This is a genomic window from Acidobacteriota bacterium (assembly GCA_009691245.1).
GTDB lineage: Bacteria > Acidobacteriota > Terriglobia > 2-12-FULL-54-10 > 2-12-FULL-54-10 > SHUM01.
In genome coordinates this window covers 15,196-32,229 of record SHUM01000041.1, presented here as the reverse complement: position 1 = coordinate 32,229, position 17,034 = coordinate 15,196, and the positions used below count along the sequence as shown (strand labels likewise).

General features: G+C 58.9%; 9 protein-coding genes. 3 read left to right on the top strand and 6 right to left on the bottom strand.

Annotation, left to right across the window (positions count from 1 at the left end; all coding sequences use genetic code 11):
- Positions 1-555: 555 nt before the first annotated feature.
- A complete protein-coding gene (locus EXQ56_10555; GenBank protein MSO20881.1) occupies positions 556-927 on the bottom strand; it encodes a hypothetical protein in 372 nt (123 codons plus the stop codon).
- A gap of 82 nt (positions 928-1,009) precedes the next feature.
- Positions 1,010-1,345, bottom strand: coding sequence for a hypothetical protein (locus tag EXQ56_10550; protein ID MSO20880.1), 336 nt, complete (start codon positions 1,343-1,345; stop codon positions 1,010-1,012).
- 163 nt (positions 1,346-1,508) lie between these two features.
- Here EXQ56_10550 and EXQ56_10545 point away from each other — a divergent pair, with 163 nt between their 5' ends.
- The 3 genes from EXQ56_10545 (at position 1,509) to EXQ56_10535 (ending at position 7,847) form a co-directional block, all read left to right on the top strand.
- On the top strand, positions 1,509-2,123 hold the full coding sequence (locus EXQ56_10545) for a hypothetical protein (GenBank protein ID MSO20879.1): 615 nt from the start codon (positions 1,509-1,511) through the stop codon (positions 2,121-2,123).
- Between the two features lie 296 nt (positions 2,124-2,419).
- A complete protein-coding gene (locus tag EXQ56_10540) occupies positions 2,420-5,776 on the top strand; it encodes a hypothetical protein (protein ID MSO20878.1) in 3,357 nt (1,118 codons plus the stop codon).
- A 193-nt stretch (positions 5,777-5,969) separates the two neighbouring features.
- Positions 5,970-7,847, top strand: coding sequence for a hypothetical protein (locus EXQ56_10535; GenBank protein MSO20877.1), 1,878 nt, complete (start codon positions 5,970-5,972; stop codon positions 7,845-7,847).
- A 206-nt stretch (positions 7,848-8,053) separates the two neighbouring features.
- Here EXQ56_10535 and EXQ56_10530 read toward each other — a convergent pair whose 3' ends face one another.
- The 4 genes from EXQ56_10530 to EXQ56_10515 all read right to left on the bottom strand — a co-directional run bounded on the left by EXQ56_10530 (position 8,054) and on the right by EXQ56_10515 (position 17,026).
- Positions 8,054-9,400, bottom strand: a complete 1,347-nt coding sequence (locus EXQ56_10530) for a DUF1552 domain-containing protein (GenBank protein ID MSO20876.1) — start codon at positions 9,398-9,400, stop codon at positions 8,054-8,056.
- The gene (locus tag EXQ56_10525; protein ID MSO20875.1) at positions 9,397-11,814 is read right to left on the bottom strand and encodes a DUF1592 domain-containing protein; all 2,418 of its coding nucleotides are present in this window, start codon (positions 11,812-11,814) and stop codon (positions 9,397-9,399) included. The genes EXQ56_10530 and EXQ56_10525 overlap by 4 nt, the downstream gene beginning before the upstream one ends.
- Before the next feature lie 55 nt (positions 11,815-11,869).
- Positions 11,870-13,417, bottom strand: coding sequence for a hypothetical protein (locus tag EXQ56_10520; GenBank protein MSO20874.1), 1,548 nt, complete (start codon positions 13,415-13,417; stop codon positions 11,870-11,872).
- Between the two features lie 294 nt (positions 13,418-13,711).
- A complete protein-coding gene (locus tag EXQ56_10515) occupies positions 13,712-17,026 on the bottom strand; it encodes a TonB-dependent receptor (GenBank protein ID MSO20873.1) in 3,315 nt (1,104 codons plus the stop codon).
- Positions 17,027-17,034 lie beyond the last annotated feature (8 nt).

Genomic DNA, 17,034 nt, shown 5'->3' with positions numbered 1-17,034 from the left:
GCTACTCACTCGATATGGAATCGTGAAGAGCCTTCGGACTTTGGATGCGCTTCAATTGGCTGTGGCGTTGGACGTCCATCGGCGCAGTTCGTTGGCCGCTCTATTGGCAGCCGACAAGATCATGACCGAGGTGGCGCTTGCGGAGGGTCTATCAGTAATCAATCCAGAGTTGTGAACAGTGGCGACGAGATCCGAGGTTAGCCGAGAGGTTCGATTGAAATCGGAAGCGTAAGTTGATGTATCGCTCTCCGTGATGGGACGAAATTGTAGATAGAAATGTAGCTGTAATTTTCCTCCCACTTCAATTGGGTTCCGTAAGTTTCAACGGGCGGACATCATCTCCTTCATTGTCAAGTAGTTGAAAACAGGCTAAATTGCATCCTGTCCGTGACCTGCCTTGGGCGCAGGGGGTCGTAGGTTCAAATCCTATCGCCCCGACCAATTTTTCAATAATGCGTATGCATCGTCCATTCCTGAAACTCGAAAACGTATCAAAACCCCCGGTACATTGAGTATTCCGTATCAAAACTCTACCCAGAACAAAGGGACGAATATTCAACAACATCTCTGGCTCGCGGTCCAATCAGAGTATCTAAGAACTGGTTCAAAATACCTCAGCGTGATTAAGAGGCACGCCATATGACGGAAGCCCTGAAAGACGCACAGGATGCGGTCTTGCCGCACTTGGAGCCGCCGGAAATTACTGAACCAAGCGAAGGTGCGCTCGATTTTCCAGTGCCGCCGGTAGCGCTGCAGCTTGCGACCGTCCTGGTACCGTTTGGTTCGGTTATTCCGGCGGTACGGCGCAATCAGCTCGATGCCGCGTCGTCGCAGTCGTAGCCGCGATCGGGGATGATCCGCCGCCGGTCGCCCGGACTCCGGCAATAAATTCTCCATCGCTGTCCATTGCTGCTCGGTGAGTCTCATGCCACCACTCAAGCCGATGGCGGCGTTTCAACGTAAGTACCTCATTTGAGGCTGTATCGAATTTTGAAACCAGTTCTACGATTTAACGGACATCCTCGCCCGGCGCGCGGGAGGAGAGTTTGCGTTTGATGGTCGAGAAGACCGTTTCCACTAAAGCACGCTTGGAGTATTGTCGGCAGAGGAAAGCGTGTCGCATCTCGGCCCGAACGCCGTGGATACGCCAAGTCTTCTTGCCCCGCTTGGCAGGGATGATGCTTTTCGCGCGGAGTTGCTGACGGAGATACGTATGGTTTCGCTCACTATCGAATTCGGCATCGACCGGCGACAAGCCGATCCGCGTTTGTCGGCTGGCCGCCTCGATCAGCCCCGGCAGATTGCCACAATCGTTCCAGGGACCCTGCCGCACCATCTGGGACAACAGCATTTGCCGGGCCGAAACTGGAAATAGAAAGGCTCGCGTCGAAGACCAACTAGGTGTATACTCGCAGCCGAGCGAAGGAAGAATATGAAATTCCCGGAGAATCGGGAGCTGGGCGACTCCGCTCTCAGACTCCAGTCAGGGAAAGGTGTCTACTAGACAGATGATCAATCTTCCACAATTTTGGTCTATCCCGCGAATGTTTCCAGTAATCCTTCTGTTTGCGGCATCCTCCGTTCATCTTTTGGGTCAGGATGCTGCCGAGGGGCGCCCTCCGACAGATCCAGCGAAGACCACTCGGTTGACGCTCGGGAGCGCAACCGGCTCTCCCGGCGCATCGGTTGTTGTGCCTATTTATTTCACGCCGGCTGAACAGGAATCAGTGGGGCAGGCAAGTCTGACAATTAACTTTGTCAGCAAGAATCTCAAATTTCAGAAGATCGATCCGGGTGCGGCCGCGGAACTTGGCAATGTAGAGCTCACTGCGGAATCCAAAGACGGGAAAAATGATCAGGGGTTGGAAATGACCACGATCACGCTCCATGCGGCCGTCCCAAGCGGAACAGACAAGGCGATTCCCTCCGGCCTGCTCAGTTACGTTTCCTTCAATATCTTGGAGACCGCGGTTCCCGCCAACATCTCACTTCGCGTCAATGCTTCCGCCGTGCGGGCGGGAAGCGGAATACCGGCCAGCGAAGTTCGCGCCTTTGGCGCGCAAGTGGAAGTGCTCGCCGAGGGTGAGGGCGGAATGGTCGCCTGCTTCTTTTTTACGCATTAGCCGATTTTGTTTGAATGAAACCACCAAGGTAAAGTTCGGATGCGGAACCTTCGTTAGCGGTTTGAATACCCTCAATAGCTATGAACTTGGACGATGCCTGTTCCCGCAAGCAATTGTTCGCAAGTCAAGATAAGGCTATTTTTCGGGTCTGCGCTGATTGTTCTTGACGGGCGTTCCATTTCAAGATAACCTACACGCAAATTGCAATCGCTCGAATTATATTGCCGATGAGGCGCAGTTCCGAGTGAATGCAGGTTCGTTCTAGGTAATTTGGGCGAAGAAGAGGAGACTACTTAATGCAAAAGACGGGGACGTTTTTCATGGTTGTAGTTTTCCTGCTTGCTGCTTTAGGCACAGGCGGAGCTCAAGTAACTCTCGGAACGATTTCAGGGACAGTTAAAGATTCCACCGGCGCGGTCATTCCCGATGTGAATCTCACCATCAGGAATCTGGAAACGGGAATCACTCGCAGCGCCATCAGCGACTCAGCCGGACGGTATACGGCATCGCAACTGGGTCTGGGCAACTATGAGATAACGGCCACGAACGCAGGATTTCAGTCCGTGGTCCGCAGTGGCGTGGAGCTGACCGTGGGGCGACAGGCTGTGGTGGATTTTGCGCTGCAAGTGGGAGCCGTATCCGAGCAGGTTACGGTTACGGGAGAAGCGCCGCTGCTGGAAACCACCAACTCCACCGTGGCCGATCTGGTTACGGAGCAGCAAATGCGCGAGCTGCCGCTGAATGGACGCAGCTTCACCGATCTTACCGCCATCCAGCCCGGTGCCATCTCTGACCTTGGAATTCCCGCCGGCGTTTTTCAAGGCGGCGGTCGCATTATCCTGAACGGGGCGCGGCCGCAGCAGAGCTCCTACCTGCTGGACGGCACCGACATCGTCAGCCCCTACTCCAACGTGGCACCGGTCAGCGTGATGAACCAAACCCTCGGCGTGGACACCATCCGCGAGTTCACCGTGCTGCAAAATAATTACGGCGCGCAATACGGTCGCGCCGTGGGCGGCGTGGTGAACGCCGTTACGCGCTCTGGAACCAACGCCATCCATGGCAGCGTGTTCGAGTTCCTGCGCAATGAAATGCTGGACGCCAAAAATTTCTTCGACCTGCCCGACGATCCCATTCCGCCCTTCAAGCGCAATCAATTTGGGGGCACCGTCGGCGGACCGATCGTGAAAGACAGTACTTTTTACTTTTTCTCCTTTGAAGGGCTGCGGCAGGTGCTGGGCACCACGGACTTCGGCACCGTGTTGAGCGATGAGTCGCGGGCCGGGCAGATCACCGGCTGTCCCGGGACGCTGCGCAATTGCAGCCGCGCCGAGCGCATCATCCGGGAGACGCTGCCGCTGGGCGTGAATCCCGACATAGTCCCAGTGATTAACATCATCCCGCGGGGTACGGGGAAATACCTGAATGATGGTTTGCAGGACTACCAGGGGAGCCGCAAGCAGCCGGGGCGCGAAAACTATTATATGTTTCGGGTCGATCAGACGCTGGGCCAAAATGACACCCTGTTTGGCCGCGGCGTCTTTGATATGAGCAGCAAGGAGCTGCCCGACGCGCAATTCCTGGATGCCTCCAAGAATCTCCATACGGCCACCAATGATTGGGGCAAATACAGTTATCTCACCATCGAGTGGACGCACATCGTCTCGCCCACCGTGCTGAATTCGGCGCGGATCGGCTTTGCGCGCAATGACAACAATCAGTGCATGTGCATTGACGGCGCTGAGACCAAACGCACCGACGCGGATGATTATCCCGGTTTGCCGCGCCAGCTCGAGATCATCCCCGGAGTGCGTTGGGGCGGTCCCTGGGGTATTCCCGGAGTGGCGATTCCTGGGGGCCACAACGGCCCAGGCAGCACCACCAACGGCGCCGATCTAGACGACCCGCTGCGCTTTACGGACAACACTTTCAGTTGGTTTGACTCGATGCGCGTAACGCGCGGCCGGCATTCGCTGGATATGGGCATTGACGTGCGGCGCTTCCAGGAAAACGTGCTCGCCACGGTGTGGGGACATGCCGCCACCAGTTGGTTCGCTCCCACCAAGAACTTCCTCACCTCCGGCGTCGCCCCCTACTGCACCGGCGCAGCCGTCGATTGCCGGGGCTTGAACAACATCACCTCCACCGGCGTGGGGCAGCGGCCGGATTCCTACCGCGGCTGGCGGCAGACCTACACGGCTTGGTACGTGCAGGATGATTTCAAAATGCTCGACAATCTGACGCTCAACTTGGGCCTGCGCTGGGAAAAGGTGACTTCGCCGTGGGAGGTGAACGGCAAGGCCGCGACCTTCAACGATGTGTTGCGCGACCGGGACTGGACGCAACTGGGCAAGAACGCCCTGTTCAATATACGCGATGGCTTGAAGGATTTCGCGCCGCGATTCGGGCTGGCCTGGAGCCCGGATGCCAAGACCAGCGTGCGCGGCGGCTTTGGAACCTTCAAGGAGATTCCGCTCGAGTATCTGTTCCAATTGGCCATCTACTATCCGCCCCAGGCGGATCGGCTGTCGTTGCGCAACGTCGCGGCTTCCCCCCTCCGCTGGCCGAATCCGATGGCGGGCGTAAATGCGGCTGCAGGCACGCGGCAGGTGCTGATCATCAACCCGGATTTCAAGCAACCCGCCGGGTATCAATGGAATTTCGGCTTGGAGCGGCAGGTGGGAGCCAAATGGGTGGCCCGCGCCACTTATATCGGCAACCGCGGCACCAACTTGGTTGGCGTGCTGAACCAAGTGCAGCCAGCAGTCCAAGTTGACCCCACCGGGAGGGAATTCACTCCGGCGGGGGCTCCGTCGATCAATCCTGCCCTTGATTCCACGCGCACCTACGCCAGCGCCGCCGACAGCTTCTATCACGCGCTGCAAACGCGCCTGCAAAAGCGCTTTAGTCAGGGCCTGGAATTCACCGTCTCCTATACGTGGTCGAAGAATTTGGGCAATGGTCCAATCGGCACAAAAAACGCCGAGACGGGAGGCGATTCTGGCCTAGGCAGCGGGCAGAACATCAACAACCTGTGGAACTACAAATCCTATGACATGAGCCGGCTGGATCAGGACGTTCGGCACAACATGACTTTCAACTACACCTACGAGCTTCCCTTGGGCCAGGGCAAGACTTTCGGCAATAGCATGAGTGACATGCTCAATAAGGTGCTGGGCGGCTGGCAGGTGAACGGCATCGTCTCGGTGCGCACAGGGTTGCCCATTTCCCTGACCGGGCCGGGCTATGCGGTTACCAACTTCTGCCGCACCTGCGTGGTGCGGCCGCTGCTGAAGCCGGGCGGCAACAACAACCCGGTGATCGGCGATGTGAACCATTACTTCGATGAGACTCAGTTCCAGACCGTGGCGCCGGGATATTTCGGCAATGTCGGACGCAACACACTGGACGGGCCAGGCCAGAAAAAGGTGGACTTCTCCATCTTCAAGATGGTCCAGATCCGCGAGGGCAGGAACCTACAGTTACGCGCCGAGTTCTTCAATCTGCCGAACCATCCGAACTACGCGGGGCCGAGCAGTTCGCTGGTCTTCGAGACCACGGGGCTACCTTCGTCCGAGGCGCCCGGCGGGCGCATCACCAAGACCATCGGCACTTCGCGGCAGATTCAATTGGCGCTGAAGTTCGAGTTCTAAGAGTTTGCCAGAAAATACGGCGAGATGTCATTCCGAGGATTCCGCTTTTTTCTCAATACGGCGATATAAAAAGCAGATTCCTCGCTTTGCTCGGAATGACACCCCAACAATTTCCCAGGAAACTGCTACGCCAGAGGATGAAGCGCGGTATGAAATCGTGAGACTAATTACTTTCAAGTTCGGGAGGAGTGCTATGAATCGAATCTGTCGAGTGAAGATGTTCATGCTGTTGTTGATGGCGGCCACGTCGCCGACCTGGTTGGTGGCGCAGCAGGCCAACGTCATGGCCAAGTTGGGCTATGCGCAGATGATCCTGCATAACGGGAAGATCGTTACCGTGGATGACGCGACCTTCACTTCGCAGTTGGGAACCATTGCGCAGGCGATGGCGGTGCGCGACGGCAAAGTGCTGGCGCTCGGCTCCAACGCCGACATGCTGGCGCTGGCCGGGCCGCAGACCCGACGCATCGACCTGAAGGGGCGGACCGTGCTGCCCAGCTTTACCCTCACCCACGAGCATCCCACCGACTGGGCATTTCAGGAGCCGCGCGCCATCACTCACGTGCTGCCCAACGATGATTTCATGATCCATCGCTGGATGCCCAGCGTCACTCCCAAGCAGCAGATGGCGCTATTTGAACCCATGCTGCAGGACGCGCTTAAGAAAGCGAAACCCGGCCAGCCCATTTTGCTCAGCTTCAACTGGGGGCCGGAATATGAGTGGGCCAAGGAGATGGCCGTGCTGTTTCCCAACAGCATCAAGAAGGAATATCTGGACCAGGTCGCGCCCAATAATCCCGTGAAGATCAAGAACGGTTTTATTACTTCGGTGGTGAATCAGAAGGCGCTCGATGAATTGGCCAAGGTGCATCCCGGCTTGGGCACCATCAGTGAGCAGGAGAAGAAAGGCTACGGCTTCAACCGGCCCATGGAGCCGGACCTTTATTTCAAAGGCCGCACGGACCTGCTGGCGCGCATCATCGGCGCCGAGATGGAGCTGTGGGCCAGTTACGGCGTAACCGGCTTTGGCTCTGCGCCCTATGCCTTCCACAACTATCAAGCGCTGCAATATCTCGATCAGCGCGGCGAGATGCCGGGCCGCTTCGCCTGGGGCTATATCGGGCCGGACTGGAATGTCGATTTGCTGCGCTATCTGTCCGGTATGGTGGGTTCCGGCTCGGACCATCTGTGGCTGATCGGGGCCTGGGATGAATCCGGCAGCGACTGCATGACCATCGAGCCGCGTCCAGAGTGGGATGAGTTCAAGAAGGATTTCAGCTATGGTAGCGGGCCGAACCGCTGCAATCTGGACCCCGGCATGCGCGGCCGCGAGATCATCGAGCGCATCATCGAGAGCGGCCTGCGCGTGGCCACCATGCACACGGGTGGCGACAAGGACATCGACAACTATATGGACGCTATCGACGCCGCCAGCAAACGCGCCGGTTTCACCCTCGATCAGATTCGCGCCAAACGTCACGCCTTCGACCACAGCTCCGGCGCGCCGCGGCCAGCGCAGATTCCGCGCCTCAAAAACCTGGGCATGATGGTCAGCCAGATCAATACCGTGCTGTGGGAGCCGCAGCGCGGCGCGGCGCTGATGGCGCGCAAGTACGGCGTGGAATACACCAGTTGGGTGGTGCCGCGCAAGTCGCTGGTGGATGCGCAGGTGATGAATACGGTCGAGATCGACCGGCCCATGCCCTACAAGATGTTTTTCTTCATTCTCAAAGGCATGAACCGTTACAACGACTTCGACAAAAAGGTTTACGGCCCGGATCAACGCACCACGCGCGAGATTCAGTTGAAGGCGCTGACGCGCTGGGCCGGATATTACTTTCTGAAGGAGAAAGTGATGGGCACGCTGGAGACCGGCAAGTTTGCCGATTTCATCGTGCTGGACAAGGATTTCTTGACCATTCCAGAGGACGACATTCCGTCAATTCAGGTCTTGATGACGGCGGTGGGCGGAAAAGTAGTCCACCTGAAGCGCTCGCTGGCTACCGAGATCGGAATGGCGCCGGTGGGCGCCACCACCTGGACGGAGAAAGTTCCCGAAGGCTGGAAATAATCCGGTTCGGTAAGTTCTTCCAACTCGGTTTACAGAAGCATTCGGGAGATCGTGGGAGACAATGGCCAGGGGAGCGGTTGTATTCGCTTTATTTATTGCGCAGTCCCGTGGCCGTCCGGGGTTGCAGCGAGGCTGGGCTATCCGCCTGTTGATGAAATAGACCCGGTCCACCAACCGCAGAGTGAGTAAACGACGAGCGCCACTCGTTACGCGATTGAAGTTAGATCGAGGCTTCCGGTGCTATCGCCGAATTTATCAATGGCAACCTCTAATTTGTTCAGGAGAGTTACGTACAAGTTGGCCATTGGCGTGCCTTTTGGATAGCGGAGGTGGTGGTTTCCCTTTAGCTGACCTGAACCACCGCCCAGCAACGCGACGGGAAGTTCTTTTGTGGAATGGCTATTGCCGTCGCTGATGCCACTGCCGTAGACAATCATCATATTGTCCAGCAACGAGCCTGCGCCATCCGCGGTGGAACGCAGCCGCTCCAGGAAATGTGCGAGCATCTGCGAGTGATAGATGTCAATCTTGACCACCTTGGCGATCTTCGACGGATCATTCTGGTGATGGGATAGCGGGTGATGCGCGTCGGCCACGCCGATTTCCCGGAAGGTCCGGCCACCCTGCTCCGGACCCATCATGAATGTGGACACTCGCGTGAAATCACATTGGAAAGCCAGCAACTGCAGGTCGAACATCAACTTCGCATATTCGTCAAACCGGGCGGGAGCGCCCACCGGCCGGTCAAACTCCGGCAGTTCGCGGGAGGATTGTTCCTCCGCCCGCACGATCCTCCGCTCGACATCACGGACTGAATCCATGTACTCGGCCAGCTTGGCGCGGTCAGCAGAGGCCAGGCCTGCGGACAATCGCCCCGCCGCCTGGGTTACGGAGTCCAGAATGCTTCGCCGCCTTTCCAAACGGGCGCGCCGCTCCGCCGGGTCCGTGCTCTGGCTATCGCCGAACAAGCGCTCGAACACCGCGCGCGGCTGATTTTCCGTGGGATTAGGAGTCGTCGGCGTGCGCCATGAAAGGGTATGAACGTAGGCGCAACTCCAGCCCTTTTCGCATTGGCCGGAGATGGTGGAGGGGTCCAGGCTCAACTCCAGCGACGCCAGTTGGGTCTGCTGACCCAGAGATTGCGCCGCCACCTGGTCCACTGACACTCCCACATGCCCTTCCCGCCGGGGGTGAACGGCGGTGAGGTAGGTGGCCCCGGCGCGCTCGTGCGGCGCCTGCTCGCCTTCGCCGGGCAGCGCCGCCGCCGCATTTTGGTTCAGCCCGCTAAGGATCCGCATCTGGTCCCGAAAGGGAGTCAGCGGCTCCAAAATGGGAGGCAGGTCGAACGTGGTCCCTTCCTTTTCGGGAGTCCACTTTTCCATGATCATTCCGTTCGGAACATAGACAAACGCCAGGCGGCGAACCGGTTGGGCAGCGGGATTCTGCGCGCTGGCCAGGGCGGGGATCATCCCGTCCAGCAGCGGCAAGGCCAAAGCAGTTCCCATGCCGGCCAGAAACGCGCGGCGGGGAATCGATTTCTTGAAGATCATCATAGTTCCGGCGACCTCCTCATTTGAAACGGCGTGCTCTTGATTATCCCAATAACCAGCGCGGACCAGCGATAGTCGCTGGGAGCGGCGGTGCGAAGAATGCCACGCAGCGCGGGCGCATCGTGATAGTCGGCTTCCCGGCCGAGAGCATAGGCAAGAAGCCGTTCAGTGAATGTGGCAAGAAACTGCTGGCGCAGACTCAACAAAGCCTTGCGCATTCCCGCGGGCCCCTGAAACTGCGTGCCGTCCGGCAATGCCCCGGAAGGATCGATGGAGCTGTCGCCATCGCGGGTGCGCCACTTGCCGAGGCCGTCGAAATTTTCCAGCGCGAAGCCCAGCGGGTCCATCAGCTTGTGGCACCCCGCGCAGGCCGGATTCTTGCGATGCTCCTCCATCCGCTCGCGCATGGAGAGCAACTTCCCGCCACGGCCATTATCCGCAAGCGATGGCACATCGGGAGGAGGCGGTGGCGGCGGCGTGCCGAGAATGTTTTCCAGCACCCATTTGCCGCGTGTAACGGGAGAGGTCCGGTTGGGATACGAGGTCGCCATCAAGACGCTGCCCTTGCCCAGCAATCCCCTCCTGGTTTCGTCGCTCAGCGAAACGCGCCGGAAGTGGCTGCCATAGACATTGGGAATTCCATAATGCCGGGCCAGCCGTTCATTCACGAAGGTATAGTCCGCGTTCAGCAGATCGGAGACGCCGCGATCCTCGCGCACGATGCTCTCGAAAAACAACCCGGTCTCCTGCTGAAATGCGCGGCGCAGATTCTCGTCGAACTCAGGAAATACCAGCGGGTCCGGGATCACGGAGTTTAGGTTTCGCAGGGAAAGCCACTGGCCCGCGAAATTCTCGACGAGCGCCTTCGACTTGGCATCGGCCATCATGCGGCGCACCTGCCCCTCCAGCTCCGCCGGATCACGCAGCCTGCCGCGCTCGGCCAGATTCAGCAACTCGTCGTCCGGAATGCTGCTCCACAGAAAGAATGACAAGCGCGTGGCCAGCTCCAGGTCGCTGATCGGATACGCCGTGCCGGGCGGGAGATGGCCGGGATCGCGCTCGATGCGAAAGAGAAATTCCGGTCCCGCCAGAATACGTTCGATGGCTGCCGCCATGCCCACGTCGAAGTCTCTCGATCGATAGCCGAGGCGGAAGAAACTCAGCAGCACGTCCATGTCTTCCGGAGTTGCGGGTCGCCGATAGGCGCGCCGCGCGAGCGTGGTGAGAATGTTCCGCGCGCAGGCCTCGGAGTTCCCGGTAGGCTGGCAAGCCAGTATCTTCTTGCGGCTGGGAGTCTCTCCCGGCCCCTTGGCATCGTAGGGGCCGCCGATCACCACGCTGGCCACGCCGGGGTCGCCCCCCTTGTATTGCTCGTACTCGATTGGAGTCATGGCTGGCCACAACGGGCCCTCCGACTCCACTTCCTCATTCACAAAAGCCACGGCAACCTGGTGAGGACCCGCTTGGGCCGCGAAGCGAAACTCCAACTCTTCATCGGCGGTATGCTCGTAGTCTTCCTGTGCTGTCTCCCCCATGCTGGCCGAGGAGAAGATGGGCGCGGATTTTCCCCGGCGCTCCCCTCCGATAGTGAGCGCTTGGATGCGAGCGCCATCCAGGGTGAGGTCAAGCTGGTGCGGCTCGCCCAGACCACGGATGTATCCCCTGAAATTCCTCTGCAACTGAATCTTGATGGAATACTGGCCATCCCGCGGGAAGTGGTGACGAACCGCAATTCCACCGCGCGAACCAAAGGACAGGTCTTCCCCGGCGCGATCCTCCTGCATCACCAGTTTGGAGATGGTGTAAGTTTCCTCGGCGGGCTGGGCGGAGGAAACCCCCAATGCCAGGTTGCTGATCTTCCCCGCCGCCAGCATATAGCGTTCCATCAGCATCGGCGAGACGGTGAGCACGCTGGCGATGTTGTCGAAGCCTGAACTGATTTCATCGGCGGGAAGCATATCCTCGACGCGCAGCTCCAGCCCCAGCAGGTCGCGCACCGCATTGGCATATTCAGTGCGATTAATGCGGCGGATGACGGGCCGGCCGGGATGGGGATGAGCTGCGGCGGCGAGGTCCAATTCCGTTTCCAGGTAAGTCGCCAGGGAATTGTAGAAGTCCGCCGGAGGGCGAGGCGCGCCAGTCGGAGGCATGGCCCCCGTGCGCAATTTCCGAATCACCTTTTCCCATGCCTCGGCGGCGGCGGGTACATTACCGAGATCAATCCGGTCCAAGGCCAGCCCGGCGGTCTTGAGCCTTTCGTTATGGCAGGTAACGCAGTAACGGCTGACTGTGGCGGAGTGCTGCGCCAGAGGCCTCGCGGGTGGCGAGGGCACTGGTGCCTGCGGAGCCGCATTCAGTTGCAGGAAGCCCACAAAGACCAGCGCCAGTCCAGCCCTTACCCGGAACATCATCCCCATCGTCGCCAACCCCCGGAGTTTCCCTTTAATAGACCATAGTGGTGAATTGCCTGCTCTACTGCTGGAAGTACTCCTGCATGGGAGCGGGGGCGCCAGGTTGGGCGCCAAGCTTCCGCAGCAGTTCCGCGGTTTCCTTGCGGATGACGTAAGCGCCGCAGGCATTGGTCGTTCCTTCGGCTGGGCACATAGCCATGGCAATGCTCCAGGGCGTCTCCCCCGATTTGTTCTTCACATTCACATCGGCGCCCTGCTCGACCAAAAACTGAATCAGGGCATCAGCTCCCATGCCCGCGGCGGCATGCAGAGCGGTTTGGCCCCGGCCGTTGGCATGATTCAGTTCCACTCCTCGCTGCGTCAGCAGTTTCACCGACTCGAGCGCTTGGGCATTCTGTTCAGCCGTGGCAAGGGAAGGATCTCGAACCAAGCCAGCCGCCAGCAACAGCGGCACGTCTCCGGCCTTGGTAGCCAGCTTCGGGTCCGCGCCGCGATCCAAAAAAATCCGCAGGAGAGCGGTATCGGCGGTATGAGCCGCTAGTAAGAGCGGTGTCGCGCCGACCAGGCTGAGTAACTGTCCTTCATGGTATCGCGAGTTCGACGGAAAATTGGCCCGAATCTGAGCATTGGGATCGGCCCCGCGGGCCAGCAACGTCCGCGCCAGCTCGTGCATATTGGGGGGAGGCAGGCGCTCGGCATAAAACTCGAAGCCGGTCAGCTCCAGAATTCCTCGCCGCACCGCGTAGTGCAATGCGGAAACGCCAAAGGCGTCGGCTGCCTTGGGATCGGCTCCCCGTCCCAGCAGAAACAAGGCCAGCGCTTCGTGGCCGCCGGCCGCGGCGATCACCAGCGCGTTGCCGTCCTCCGGCGTGGCCTCGTTCACATTCGCGCCTGCGTCCAACAATATTTTGGCGGAATCCAGATGACCAGCCCTGGCTGCGAACAGCAGTGGAGTAAATCCGGTCTCCCGCGTAAGGCTGCCATACTGCGCCGGCATACCGCCCTTTGAGCGAGCGCGGAAGTCCGCGTGATGCTCGATCAGCGCGCCGGCAATGCTGTCATGCTTGTTGGCAACCGCCCACATCAGGGCGTTCTGCCCCCGTCGGCTTTCTTTGGCGTTTACATCAGCGCCGTGGCGCAGCAGCAATTTCACTGCGTCGGCGTTTCCGGATCGGGAGCAGGTCATCAGCGGCGTCACTCCGGTTTTCACCAGCCGGGCATTGGCATTCGACCCGGCATTCAGCAGCTTCTCGACCATGCCGGCGCTGCCATTCTCACAGGCCAGCGCCAGAGACGTAACGCCATGCACGTTGGCGGCATTCACATTCGCGCCGCCTCGAATCAGGAGGTCCGCCAATTCCAAGTCATCCCAATGCGCCGCCCAGGCCAACGCCGTCGCGCCATCCGCCGAAGCCGCATTGACATCGGCTTTCTGCTTTAGCAAGGCGATGGCCGCGTTACGATCCTTGCCTCGTACCGCCTCTATCAGGCGCAGTTCAGGGCCTGCCTCCGCGGGGCTTCCCGCCGCCGGACTAAGGCCGGCAAGGCAGGCAAACAGGGACAAGACCAGCAGGCGGTTAAATTGGGGATTTCGGTTGGCAAGAGTCATGCAACTGCCTCGGCACCGCTCACTACCAGTACAAACACAAACCCGCGCCCTCTCGGGAACGGTCTGGCTGCGTCCATGATAACTCGTCCAAGCCGAATTCTAGAAAGGAAACGGTAGAGTCCGCAAGGATTCGGTCCAGCCCCGGCAGGGGCGATAGAACCCCCAGGAAGTCTCTTTCGCCTCTGCCGGGACTGCGTGTCATTTCGCTTCGTCAACCCCGGGCTTACGCCCGGGGCTACTTTCTCCCGCCCCTGCCGGGGCTGAACACAGCTCTTCAGTGACTATAAAAATGGTCTAGAAACTCACCTTCAACCCGAACTGTAAACTCCTCGGTGGATTTGCAGTAGTGGAGATTCTCCCCGCACTTGCAATGTATGAGCGCGCAGCGGGAGCGGGATTGAGAACCGTAACCTGCGCGGTGGAAGGTATTGAAAATTGGGTTCGATTGAAAATGTTGAAGATGTCCGCCCGAAATTCCAGACGAGTTCCCTCGCCAATCCCCAGCGGCACGCTCTTGAGCAGGCTGAAATCGAAATTGACCAGTCCAGGCCCGACCAGAATATTGCGGCCTTCATTGCCGTAGAAGCCGGCGGGCGGCAAACGGAACGCGCAAGGATCGAAATAAAGCTCCGGAGTTCCCAGTTTCTGGCCGGGCGCCACCGAGAGGGCTGCCGGCAATGCGGAGGCATTATAGGGACCCGGAATTCCGTTGACCAGCGTGCAACCCGCGGTAGTTCCCGAAGTGATGTCGCGGTTACTGCGGCCGGCCACCAAGTCGGGGCGTCCTCTTCCCGTGCTGCGCGACTTGTCGGGAGCATTCCGCCCGGAAATAAGAGTGGCAAACGGCACCCCGTCGGACGCCGAGAATATACTCGAGACCTGCCATCCGCCGAGCAGGTGGGAAGCGAAACCAGACTGAATGAGCGATGGAATCTGATAAACGCCATTGACGACCATGTTCTGACCAATATGAAGAGACGATCGAGCACGGTCGGATTTGGGGTTATAGGGCTGGCTGGTCTGGAAATCATTGAAGTCCAGGTTGCCGGTGCTGGTGGTGGTGTCATCCACATTCTTAGACCAGGTGTACCAACCCCCCAACTGCAATCCCCGGCTCAAACGCTTTTTCACTTGTAGCTGAAGCGCGTTGTAGAAAGACTGCGCGTCGGATGCCCGGCTCGTCCCCACGCCGGTGTTGGGATTGACACGCAGGGTTGGACCTTGACCAAGCAAGGCTGGATACCCGTCCGTGCGGGCGATGGTATCAATTACAAACGGACGTCCGTCCACCTCGATACTGGCAACGGTGTTCACATCAAGGTTGCGCCACAGGTGGACGCCCCTGCCGCCGATGTAGGAGGCGGACACGGAGAGATTCTGTCCCAACTGCCGTTCCACGGACAGGTTCATCTTCATTTCATAGCTGGTGTCGAGGTCCCACTGCGTGATTTCCATAAAGCTGTCAGGACTCATCACCGGGGTCATAACCGTCGGAGCAACTCGCGCCACATCCGTTAGTACCGTGGCAAGGTTCCCTTGCACAGTTACGATGGTGGCGATGAAGGGAGGATTCTTCGTGGCGGGGGTGGAGTAGTGTTGGGGCAGAAGCAGCACATCGAACAGGCCAAAGCCCCCGCGAACCGCCGTTTTGCCAGCGCCCGTGGGATCCCAGGCAAAGCCCACACGCGGCGAAAAATTCTTGAGCGACGGGTTATCCCAGAAGGGCACTCCCACGTCAAAGGAAGTGGCATGCACCCAATCCTTCACCACGGATACCCGATTATGCTTTTCCGCCGGAGTCGTAAAGGGTTCATAGCGCACCCCCAGGTTCAGGGTAAGGCCTCGGCGGAACGTCCAGTCGTCTTGAAAATACAATCCGAAAACTTTTTGCGTAAAGCTACGGTGGGAACTTCCTCCCGCTTTGATTTCGAGAGTTGACATGCGGGCGTCGGTGAGAAAATCCTGCAGGGTGTTCCATCCAAAATTGCCACCCAGCGAGGCATCACTGACGGAGGCGGAGTTGCTTCTCAGTTGCTGAATATCCACTCCTGCTTTTATCGAATGCGCGCCGCGCACATAGGCAATGGTTTCCTGAAATTGCCACACCTGGTCCGCACCTTTCGCTCCCGCGGTGGCGGGGTCCCACCGGGTAACGCCTGGAAACGTAAAGCTGGGGGGGAGGTCCAGGATGAGTTTAAGATTCTGCGGGTAATCCCCGCCAAGCAGCAGGCTGCCCTGAGAGGTGCTGCGATTGAAACTCATGCGAGTGCTGGCCACCAGCCGTGGCGTGATGATGTACTGGTGCTGCACGGTGGCGTAGCTCTTGCCGCTGCTGGCGTTGGTGGATGAATACGCCTCGCCGAAGGCCCCTGGCGTAATCCTGCTCCCACGGTCAAACGTCACGCGGGTAAAGATCGAGTGCTCATCGGTGATTTGCTGGTCCACCCGTCCCTGATAATAATTGACCGTGATGGGGTTGGCGCCGGAGGAATTCAGGGTGGCGCTCCCGGTGGGCAAACCATTGTTCAAAACCAGCGGGCCGTTGGCGCGCGGCCACAGATCCAAGTACGGGCGGATGGACTGCGCCACCTGTACCTGCGTCCCATTGGGAAGCCTTCCCAGATGCGTGTTGTCATCGGGAACAAACACTTGCGCACTCCTCGTTTGCCGATTCAGCAATCCTTCATAATTAAAGAAGAAAAATGTGTGTTCCCGTTTGACCGGACCTCCCGCGGCGCCCCCAAACTGGTTGCGGGCGAATACGTCCTTCTTCTTTACAAAGAAATCGCGCGCGTCCAGAGCGCTGTTGCGAAGGCTGTAGTAAAGACTCCCATGCAGTTGGTTGGTGCCCGATTTAGTGATCATGCTCATTAGGCCGCCCGAGGACCCTCCGAATTCCGCGCTGTAGTTGCTCGTCAGCACCTGGAATTCCTGCACCGACTCGACGCCCAACATGACGTTGGCGGCATTGCTTGGCGCCCCGGAACCGCTTTTAATATTGGTCCCGTCCAGGAGATACCCTGTCTGCTCGGGCCGCGAGCCGGACATCGATATGCTGAGCGTGCCTAGTTGACCCGTGGTCCTGCGCCCGTTGGAAACCCCGGGCTGCACCAGCGCCAGCATCTTAAAATCGCGGCTGTTGAGCGGGAGTTCCAGAATTCGTTTCTGTTCCATCACCGCCGTAAGCGCGCTGGTGCTGGTATTGACGACGGGCGCTTCCCCTGTTACGGTAACCTGCTCATTGACCGACCCTACTCGCATGGTCAGGGTCAGACTGGCCTCCTGGCCCAACGCCAGGGTAATTCCCCGGCGCGCGAGCGTGTCAAAGCCCGCCATGGTCACTACCAGTTCATAGGGTCCCGGCGGAAGCTGGGAGACTAAATATCTCCCCGCGGCATCGGTTGCCACGGTGCGCGCAACTCCTGTGGCGGTGTTCGTCACTCTCAGTTCCGCCTGGGGAAGCACGGCTCCACTCTCATCCGTCACAATGCCGGTCAGAGTGGCGGTGGTGGTTTGAGATATTCCCAAGGAGTGAAAGAGAGTCATCAACATGAATAAACAGGCGCCTGACAATTTCGCGTTTTGCATCGATCGTCCCCCTTGTTGCATTGCGCTGT